This is a genomic window from Nostoc sp. PCC 9305, assembly GCF_963920915.1.
Taxonomy (GTDB): Bacteria; Cyanobacteriota; Cyanobacteriia; order Cyanobacteriales; family Nostocaceae; genus Nostoc.
Genome location: NZ_CAWUDN010000090.1, coordinates 23,594 through 32,798 on the forward strand (window position 1 = coordinate 23,594; position 9,205 = coordinate 32,798).

At 39.3% G+C, this 9,205-nt stretch carries 8 protein-coding genes and 1 pseudogene; 4 read left to right on the forward strand and 5 right to left on the reverse strand.

Annotated features, from left to right (window positions below; genetic code table 11):
* Positions 1-88: 88 nt before the first annotated feature.
* From ACM0OX_RS26720 to ACM0OX_RS26730, 3 genes are all read right to left on the reverse strand, one after another.
* Positions 89-1,771 carry a DUF262 domain-containing protein gene (locus tag ACM0OX_RS26720; RefSeq protein ID WP_414517959.1) on the reverse strand — a complete coding sequence of 561 codons (1,683 nt, stop codon included), beginning with the start codon at positions 1,769-1,771 and terminating at the stop codon, positions 89-91.
* A 427-nt stretch (positions 1,772-2,198) separates the two neighbouring features.
* Positions 2,199-2,471 carry a GlsB/YeaQ/YmgE family stress response membrane protein gene (locus ACM0OX_RS26725; RefSeq protein WP_185584679.1) on the reverse strand — a complete coding sequence of 91 codons (273 nt, stop codon included), beginning with the start codon at positions 2,469-2,471 and terminating at the stop codon, positions 2,199-2,201.
* A 584-nt stretch (positions 2,472-3,055) separates the two neighbouring features.
* A complete protein-coding gene (locus tag ACM0OX_RS26730; RefSeq protein ID WP_414517960.1) occupies positions 3,056-3,325 on the reverse strand; it encodes a hypothetical protein in 270 nt (89 codons plus the stop codon).
* Positions 3,326-3,555: 230 nt separating this feature from the next.
* On the opposite strand from ACM0OX_RS26730, the gene ACM0OX_RS26735 reads away from it, so the two are divergent.
* The 4 genes and pseudogenes from ACM0OX_RS26735 to ACM0OX_RS26750 form a co-directional block, all read left to right on the forward strand.
* Positions 3,556-4,188, forward strand: coding sequence for a bifunctional 4-hydroxy-2-oxoglutarate aldolase/2-dehydro-3-deoxy-phosphogluconate aldolase (locus ACM0OX_RS26735; RefSeq protein WP_414517961.1), 633 nt, complete (start codon positions 3,556-3,558; stop codon positions 4,186-4,188).
* 113 nt (positions 4,189-4,301) lie between these two features.
* Complete coding sequence (locus tag ACM0OX_RS26740) at positions 4,302-4,817, forward strand: L,D-transpeptidase (protein WP_094348083.1); 516 nt, start codon at positions 4,302-4,304, stop codon at positions 4,815-4,817.
* Positions 4,818-5,356: 539 nt separating this feature from the next.
* A complete protein-coding gene (locus tag ACM0OX_RS26745; RefSeq protein ID WP_094348084.1) occupies positions 5,357-5,890 on the forward strand; it encodes a L,D-transpeptidase in 534 nt (177 codons plus the stop codon).
* A 117-nt stretch (positions 5,891-6,007) separates the two neighbouring features.
* A pseudogene (locus tag ACM0OX_RS26750) lies at positions 6,008-6,367 on the forward strand (Uma2 family endonuclease); the annotation flags it as partial.
* 141 nt (positions 6,368-6,508) lie between these two features.
* Here ACM0OX_RS26750 and ACM0OX_RS26755 read toward each other — a convergent pair.
* On the reverse strand, positions 6,509-8,107 hold the full coding sequence (locus ACM0OX_RS26755) for an Hsp70 family protein (RefSeq protein WP_414517963.1): 1,599 nt from the start codon (positions 8,105-8,107) through the stop codon (positions 6,509-6,511).
* 362 nt (positions 8,108-8,469) lie between these two features.
* A partial coding sequence (locus ACM0OX_RS26760) for a hypothetical protein (protein ID WP_414517965.1) occupies positions 8,470-9,205 on the reverse strand: 736 nt, incomplete at its 5' end.

A 9,205-nucleotide genomic window follows, 5' to 3' on the forward strand; every position in this document is an offset into this window, starting at 1 on the left:
TGTATAATTTTGGATGCGACGTTTAACAACAAACTCAAAAATAGAGTTTCTTCGACTTTGCGCTATCGGTCTACACACTTGCAATTTACTACTGTAAACGCCAAACTTGTTTTAGTCTATCAATTAATTGTTCTTGCCGTTTATTGATAACTTCAGGTGTCCATTCCTTTTCCATCAACACTTGCGTAGTTAGCGCAAAATTTGAAACACCTGTTTTCGTAGTGAAATACTTCTGCTTTTTCAGTTCAAAATCGTAGTTCTGGGCTTGACTATTTTTATAGGAAGAGAGCAAAACTAAATTTCCTATACGATTAACATATTGATCGCGTTCTTCCTGAGTGGCAAACCAATTTTCCCACACACTATTAGAAATGGGATTTTGCGGAAGCACATGCTCAATAGTAATGTTATGGAAGTGATACGAAGCTTTTCCTTCCGACAATGCAGTATCTAAGCGAATTAAAACATAAAGTCGAATTTTCTTCATTAGATAAAGGTCATCATTCAGTATTTTGAGAATATATTGCTTTTCTTCCATTTTCAATTGCAGAGGTGAATGAGATGTGTACAAATCTTCTCCCATCTCGATAGCATACAACAACTTGCTGTAACGTTCTATGCGCTCATTAATATTAGCCCGTTGAATCATTAAACCTGAAGCGAGGCGATCTAAATCTGTGAAAAACCTCACTAAAAATTCAGGGTTGTTGTAATTACGAGCAAGGTACAAAATAGCTGGAGGTATCCAGTCAGAATTATCAATAAGCTGTAACCATCTAAAAAATTGGTTTACTCTTTCAGCTAAAATATCACTGTGATAAGCTTGATTATTAATGTCATACAAAGCCTCACCGAAAGGAATTAGTATTTTATCAATTAGTTGCTGAGGATCGTGGATTGGTTTAATATCATTTAAGAATTCCTTAAGTATACTTTCACGGGGCTTGGATTTGACGTTAATCATTCTGATGTGAGAGAATAAGCTTTTGAATATATCACGTCCCAGTTTCTCTTCTAGCTCTTCCCATTTTGTAGTATATTTATCCTGTTGTTCGAGAGGAATCTTACCAATAATTTCAGCTTTCAATATATCAGCATGAGACAAATCCATCCCTCGATTATTAATTACGGAAAATATTCGATATGCAGAGTCAATATCTGGAGTAGAAACTACTACTAAAAAACATCGTTTAATTATGAATTGAGTTAGGCGTAGAAGCTGATTATTAGTAAATAACTGTAAGCGCTTTACAAATAATAATGTATTTTCTTTTATGTTTTTACGACTATCTGATAGTTTGGCACTATGTAAATTTTTAAGTTTCTCAATTCCACCTTCATCCTGAATATATTCCTTAAAAAATTGTGCATCTCGCTCACGCAAATTCAAACGGTAAACGTTATCACAAGGATCAAAATCATCTTTTTCGTAAAGATATTTTGTTAATATATGTATGTGTTCTTTAGAAACGGATGTCCGTAAAGCAGCTAGTAGTATAGTAAGTGTAGTCAAACGCTGTTGACCATCCACAACTTGGGCATCTCGTTTATCTCCTTTTATGAGTACAATATTTCCTAAGAAATATGGGTTTATCTCATCAATTTTATCGTCACTGTCTCCCAAAGCAGTAATTAAATCTTCAAGCAGTTCTCCAGCTTGTTCGGTTGTCCATGCATAGGGACGCTGATATAGAGGAATAGTGAAGACAAAATCGTTGCTAAATACTTTAGAGATAGGATAATCAGTAGCTTGAATTTTAACCGCGCTCATATTTACCTGCTTTAGTGGGATAGTAGACTGCACTTTACTAAAGTTAGTTTTCCCATTAAAAACAGCAATATTTCAGGTCGTTGTAGTATTGTTCAGTTTTTTGTAGGGCTTGGGAAAAATAAGCAATTGTCATTAGCGATTGCTAATCTTCCTATAAAATTTTTACCAATATCTGTCCCAAAATCGAGCCTAATACAGAAATTCCTCTCTAACCTGACGGTGTAGAGAGGTTAGAGGGAAAGTCGTAATGCATTTAACAATGGAGGGAGCTTGGGGTTAGGTCTGTCTTGGACTCTACTAAGAACCTCTATAATCACAAAACAGCGCCAGACTTATCACAGACTGGCGCTATTTTTTTAATTTAATTCACAGTTAAAAATAGTTAAATGAATTTGCTAAATCTTTGTCATTGATTTACCGCAATTTTTTATACAGCACTGCGGTTGGTTAATAAATTCCACAAGAAAACTGCGACAATTGCACCAAGAACTGCTACCGCAATACCTGGAATGCTAAGACTAGGAGCTGCTAGAGATAAAGTTCCCGTACTGAAGAATACACCTAAACTACCGCCAACAAAAGCACCGATGATTCCTAACAATATGGTTCCTAGAATTCCGCCACCTTGATGACCGGGGTAGATAGCTTTTGCGATCGCACCAGCAATTAGACCTAAAACAATCCAAGCAAGAATATTCATTGTTGTTAAGTTGGTAAACGTTTTTGACTTACAAATACATATTAACGATCTTCATTTCTAACTTAATCTATCATCAGAATTAATTATGAATATCCATTAGGAATAGTTTAATTGCTACGAGATTTTTAGTATATTGCGGCTACCATCCTGCTTAGGACGAGTCGGCTATGGATTAGGTGTGACAGAAATACCTGGCGATTGGAAATCGCGGTTATACAAATGTACTCCTTTGGAGAACCCGAAGGAAAGGTGGGCTTAGTTTGTGTAACCCCAGACTTATAGTCTGTTTGCGTAGTGTGCGCCTTAGCGCAGGGCGATTTGCCAATGTCCCAAGCTGTCTGACCCTGCTATATGACCCATTTGAGGTAGATAGTCAATTAAAAAAAAGCTCCTAGTAGGTCTTTAACTAGGGGCTTATATAAACTATTGCTTGGTAATTGCAGTATATGCATTTTTAATTAGCTCTCTCCTCTACTAGAAGAATTAAGCTGAGTTTTTAGAGACTGTCTCTAAAGTAATGTAAAGGAAGCAAAATCAGATAATTGAGACGATCGCTTATCCCTTTACAAGTTCATGTCTAGTTTTTAATTTTTAATTGCTGCACGATCGCTGCCAATGACTCGATGGCCGATCGATGGGAATAGTCTGCGGTAAGACCAATGCATACTTAGGAAAATCAGACTTACTAAAGTCAGCAGCATGACGCCCAGAATCGTTGTATATGACTTGCTGCGCCACCAAAATCCATTTGCACTTAGTCGTACAAGCTTCCATAAGCTAGCTATATCGACGCTTTCGGAATCGTGCATGGTGATTGCTAAGGATGCTGCTGTGTTTTGTCGTGCAATTGTCATTTTAATTACTCCTTTAGACCCAAATACTAAGGTATTTAATCTTAAACTACGGCAATACGATAGATTTACTGTTATTTATATGTAATATCTCATAGCTTGATGCAAGAAGCAAGTTTTAAGGGGATTATGAATCGGGGATTGGGCATTAGGATTAAAAATTAGGTATTTACTAGATTGAAAACTATTCTCTAGTCCCAGTCCCTACTCCCAGTCCTCAATTCCCAGTTAAAATGCCTAATCAAATTTGGTTATCACAGTTGCAAAAACATCGAGCGATCGCAGTCATCCGCGCCCCCCAAATCGAATTGGGACAGCAAATGGCAATGGCTGTAGCATCTGGGGGAATGCAGCTAATTGAGATTACCTGGAATAGCGATCGCGCTGGGGAATTAATCAGTCAACTACGTTCAGAATTACCAGCCTGTATCATTGGCACTGGTACGCTATTCAATGTGCAGCAGCTAGAAGAAGCGATCGCATCTGGGGCGCAATTCCTCTTTACACCCCACGTTGATTCGGCAATGATTCAAGCAGCGCAAGAAAAAAATGTGCCTATCATACCAGGAGCGCTGACTCCTACAGAAATTGTTACCGCTTGGAGTCAAGGCGCTAGTTGTGTAAAAGTGTTTCCCGTGCAGGCAGTGGGAGGGACTAACTATATCAAAAGTTTGCAAGGGCCGCTGGGTGAGATTCCCTTAATTCCTACTGGCGGCGTGACTCTCGAAAATGCCAAAGAATTTTTGCAAGCCGGAGCGATCGCTGTCGGTTTGAGCGGGGAATTATTTCCCCAAAAGCTTGTCATAGAGGGAAATTGGTCAGCGATCGCAACTCAGGCAAAAAACCTAATGCAACAGTTAGGTTAACTTAGAATCAAATCATCAAACATTCACGTCTATTAAAGTAATAGATATGGAAATAAAGGTGAAACCTGATAAGTTTCTCAAGACCCGATGATTTGAGTGTGAGTGTATCTAAAATGAAAAGACAAATTTCTCCTGACTGGGTGCGTCGCTTACAAATAATCCTCACTGGTACAGTACTGTCCCTAAGTGTTTTTACTACTACTGGAACCAGTGAAGTTTGGGCGAATTCCAAAACTCAAGTAATTGCACAAAAAATCCAGACATTACAACAATCAAATCAGCGCTGGATTCAAATCGATCTTTCCAAGCAAAGATTAATAGCTTGGCAAGGTGACAAAGTTGTTTATGGAAGTGCTATTTCCTCTGGCAAAAAAGCCACTCCTACTCTTGTCGGTACTTTTAAGGTTCAATCCAAGTTTAAAACTACGCGGATGCAGGGAGAAAACTACAATGTTCCCAACGTTCCTTATGCAATGTTTTACCAAGGTAATTACGCTATTCACGGAGCTTACTGGCATAAGAGATTTGGCACTCCAGTGAGCCACGGCTGTGTAAATATTGCACCAAAACATGCAAAATGGCTATTCGAGTGGGCATCGGTAGGGACACCAATAGTCATTCATAAATAGTAGGTGAAGCAGCCAAAAGGCAATTTAGGTAAAATTATAAATAACAACAAATCAAGACAATTAAGTGATTCCCAGCAATATTTTATGCTGGGAATCTTCGGAGTCGGAATTACTGAATTTGAAATAAAATCTAGAAAAGGGCATTTAACGATTTGCCCAAAAAATCAGCGGAAATCCTGACAATTCCTCTATGAAATTACAAATGCAAACATAAATTTGGGGAAAGTTTGTATTTAAGCATTTAAATGACAGATTTTTGTAAAGATTGTCCTTTGTAATTAGTCACTTGTACTGAGTTTCGACTGCGCGAAAATCGAGCGAAGTCGAGATTCAACTACCGCGTAGTCGTTGGCGTAGCCTCTCTAAAAGTTGTATTGGTTATTAGTTAGTCATCATTTAACCAAGAATAAATGACAAGTGACAAATAAAAGATGAACTGCGTAAATCCTGCACAGAAAGCAAGTAATTTTCTGGAAAACTACAAATTTCCAGAAAATTACTTCACTTGATGATTTTTGCGTAGTTTAGAAGGTAGCATAATGCAATCCTGGATTCGCAGTGGTGGAATTCGTTCTTCAGGAACTTTTTGTACAGGCGTGGCGCTGATGGTAGTGACTTTATTCTCTTGGTCATCGCCGTTAACAGGTACACCCAACTCGACTACAGCAACAGCCACGTCAGTCGATGAAAACAGCATCACTGTATCTAATAATATTAGCCAACCTCGCTGGATTGAAATTGATTTGTCAGAGCAACGTTTACGTGCATGGGAAGGTAATAAACTTGTTCATTCATATCGCATTTCTGGAGGTAAGCGAGCGACTCCTACACCCATAGGTAGGTTTCGGATTAATTCTAAGTATCGTATTAACAGAATGCGAGGCAGAGGCTACAACATTCCTGACGTTCCTTACACAATGTATTTTTACAGAGGGTATGCCATTCACGGCGCTTATTGGCATAATCGTTTTGGGACTCCAGTCAGTCACGGTTGCGTAAATTTACCTGTTAAGCAAGCCCGTAATCTTTACAACTGGGCTTCAACAGGAACTTTAGTAGTGGTGCGGAAATAATTCGTAATTAAGAGTTGCAATTCTTCCTTTGATGTATAGACGGGTGTGTTCATAGAGTTAAGCACCTGTCTATACATCTTGCTAGACTAAAAACAATCTTCAAGGGATTCAGGAGCTATGAGTGTCATAATTACTCAACCTCTCACATTGGAAGAGTTTCTGAAGCTCCCAGAAACAAAGCCTGCGAGTGAATATATTAACGGAGAGATTATTCAAAAGCCAATGCCAAAAGGGAGACACAGCCGCTTACAAGGCAAGCTCTGTGCTGTTATCAATGAAGTCACAGAGAATAAAAAGATTGCCTATGGGTTTCCCGAATTACGGCGTACTTTTGGTGGACGCTCAATTGTACCTGATGTAGCTCTATTTCTGTGGGAACGCATACCGTTCACAGTTGACGATGAAGTACCTGATAATTTTCAACTTTCACCAGACTGGACGATTGAGATTCTCTCGCCAGAACAAAAACCTAACGAGGATAAACTGCTTGCACTTGGGCAAGATTATTCCATGTAGCTTTATTGGCAGCCTTGTACCAGTTTTTAAGTGCATCACAGGAATCAGCATAATTTTGGCAAAATTCGCGCAGCTTTTTCCGACTAATGATGTGCATTATATTTAACTCAACTGTGCCACAAGTTGATTCTCCAAAAGTGTGTCATTAGTTAACAAGTCTTCAACGGTGATTCGCAAAAAGCGTTGTTCATCAACTTGAAAGAGAATTTTAATACGATCGCTTCCAGGATATCCGGCTGGTGTGAGTTGGGCAATTGTCTTCGCACCTTCTCGATCGTTGAGGGGTTTGACGCTGGTTTCACTATTGTCCATACGGCGAGTAATTAAGCGATCGCCATCAAAATAAACTTCAGTACTACCTGTATCTGCTCCTAATTCTCCCATAATTAGTTCAATACTGGGCTGATTTTCTACAGAAGCGCCTAAGACTAATTCCACTGCTTGACTCATTGGATATGCCTGTCCAGCTTTAATTAAAGAATGCCATTTGTGACGCTGATTGCGGCGATCCCAGTAGCGGATACCATAACTATGGTACAGAAAGTCTTTGATTTGTATCCCTTGTGCTAACTGTAATGCACCTTGAGCGATCGCTTCAAAGGGACGTTCGCAACGGATTTTTTCTGGCTCAAAATACTGTTTGATCCATGTCTGCACTGCTGGCAATTGCACTGTCCCACCAACTAACAAAACTGCATTAATATCTGGAAGTTCTATTCCTTGGCGTTTTGCTTGCTGCAACAGTGTTGTCATCGACTCATCCAATAACTCAAAAAATGCGTGTTCTTTGAGGATATTATCAAAAGTATCGCGGTTTAGTTCCAGTTCATAGCTTTCAAATGTTTCATCATCAAAATAAACTTCACTAGCTTGATTTTGGGTTGATAGCTGAATTTTTACCCGTTCTGCCAATCTTGTTGTCAACGGACTTACCGCCAACTCTTGAGTTTTAGCGAAGTAATCTACCAACCAATTATCAATATCAGTACCACCCAGATTTTGCCCAGCTTTCGCCAAGACACGGGCAGTTTTAACTTTTTGTTTTGAATCTTCAGCCAAAGACTTATTACCCCATTTGAGGAGAAACCCCAAGGGCTTTGTACTTGCTTGCACGCTTTGATCCAACCGAACAAGGGACAAATCCAAAGTTCCACCGCCGAAGTCAATCACCAAAAGATTTTCTCGATCTGCCAAGCCATAACCCAAGGCGGCGGCTGTGGGTTCATCCAGCATTCGTACTTGTTCGACAGGGAGGCTTTGACATACTGCTCCCAACCAATGACGATAGGCTTCAAAACTGTCTACGGGTACGGTTAACACCAGAGAATCTAACCCACCTTCCAGAGGTGCTAGCTGTTCAATTACTTGAGTGAGGAACCATTGCCCAACTTGTTCAAAGGTGACAATTTGCCCATCTAATTCGGGTAAAAAACCTTGGATATCTGCACCAATACCGCGTTTGAAGCTGCGGAAAAATCGCGTTTCGCCTTTGAGGTCAAAACCGCGATCGCGTACTTGTTGCCCGACTAAGACTTTATTTTGGGCTGCGTCTTCAACATAAACCAAGCTGGGAATCAGTGGCGGATTGAGACTTTGTTTAATTGATAAGCCTGGTAGAGTCAGGGTTTCTGGCTGCTGGGTTACGGGGTTCCAACGAGCAATGACTGTGTTGCTAGTACCAAAATCGATTGCGATCGCCATATTTTATATTTATTCTCTCGCACGAAGATGCCAAAGCTGCTTTATTTGTGATTATTCTCTATAAGCTACCAAGAAAGCAAATGCGCCCATAGGCATACTTCTTTGCATCCCAACCCAGATATCGATTCAGTCTGTTGCAGCTAACACTTGGCTGCAAAGGATAGCACAGTTAGACAACGATCCTGGGTTTTGACGTGTCTAAGAGCTGCTATTAACTTATAGTTTTTCAGCCGGTCATGCCAGTAGTCAAACAATGCCCTGCTGTCGTCCATTTAAGCCAACGGTTGAACTGAGTCGACACAAGAGCAAATTAACATCAGCCAATTACCTCTCGCTGTTCGGCTACAGTGATATGTTAGCTTTTAATACTTTGCAACAACTTTCTCGATGTTCTTGAGAATCTCAATTACCTCATCAGCAGATTTAGTAAAAGCTTCCTTAGCAATATCTGGATTTTCTGTATACCAGTTCTTTACATGGTCAAGTAAAGTTTTTTTTGCCTTCCTCTTATCTTTTTTGTTTGGTATTTTTAGTATTTTATCTACTTCTGCCTGAAACTTTTCAGGATAATACTTTTCAAAATCATGTTGTTTGAACTGGCAAAAGCTATCTTCATTCCATGATTTATATTTATTCTTTAAATCGTCGATGATTCTTGTCTCCTCTTCACCTGCATCAACTAAGACCCAAATTTTCTGGTTAAAGGCTTTTTGTAAATGAAAGAAAAGACACAGGCTGTGTAAAGCAAAAAACCTGTCTGGTACTTTTTCGACACCATCTGAAGAGCAAGTTTTTAGTCTTTCTTTAAGCCCAGGTACAAAATTAGGAATTATAAATTCTCTAATTATAACTTCGGCAGATGATTCTTCGAGAATCAACCATGTATCCCAAATATCAAAATCGAAAAGCTCATAACCTAAATCTTCGAGAATTTCTCTTCTTGATTCAGGGGAATTATCAATTTCAGTAATCGAAGAAGTTGGAATTTTATCCAGAAACTCCATATTTACTTTAAAAATCTTGCTCAGTTCCTCAGAGCCAAGATAAGTAGAACGGCGTGGAAAAACCAAACTATGTAAAGATAAATAAATACGGAGA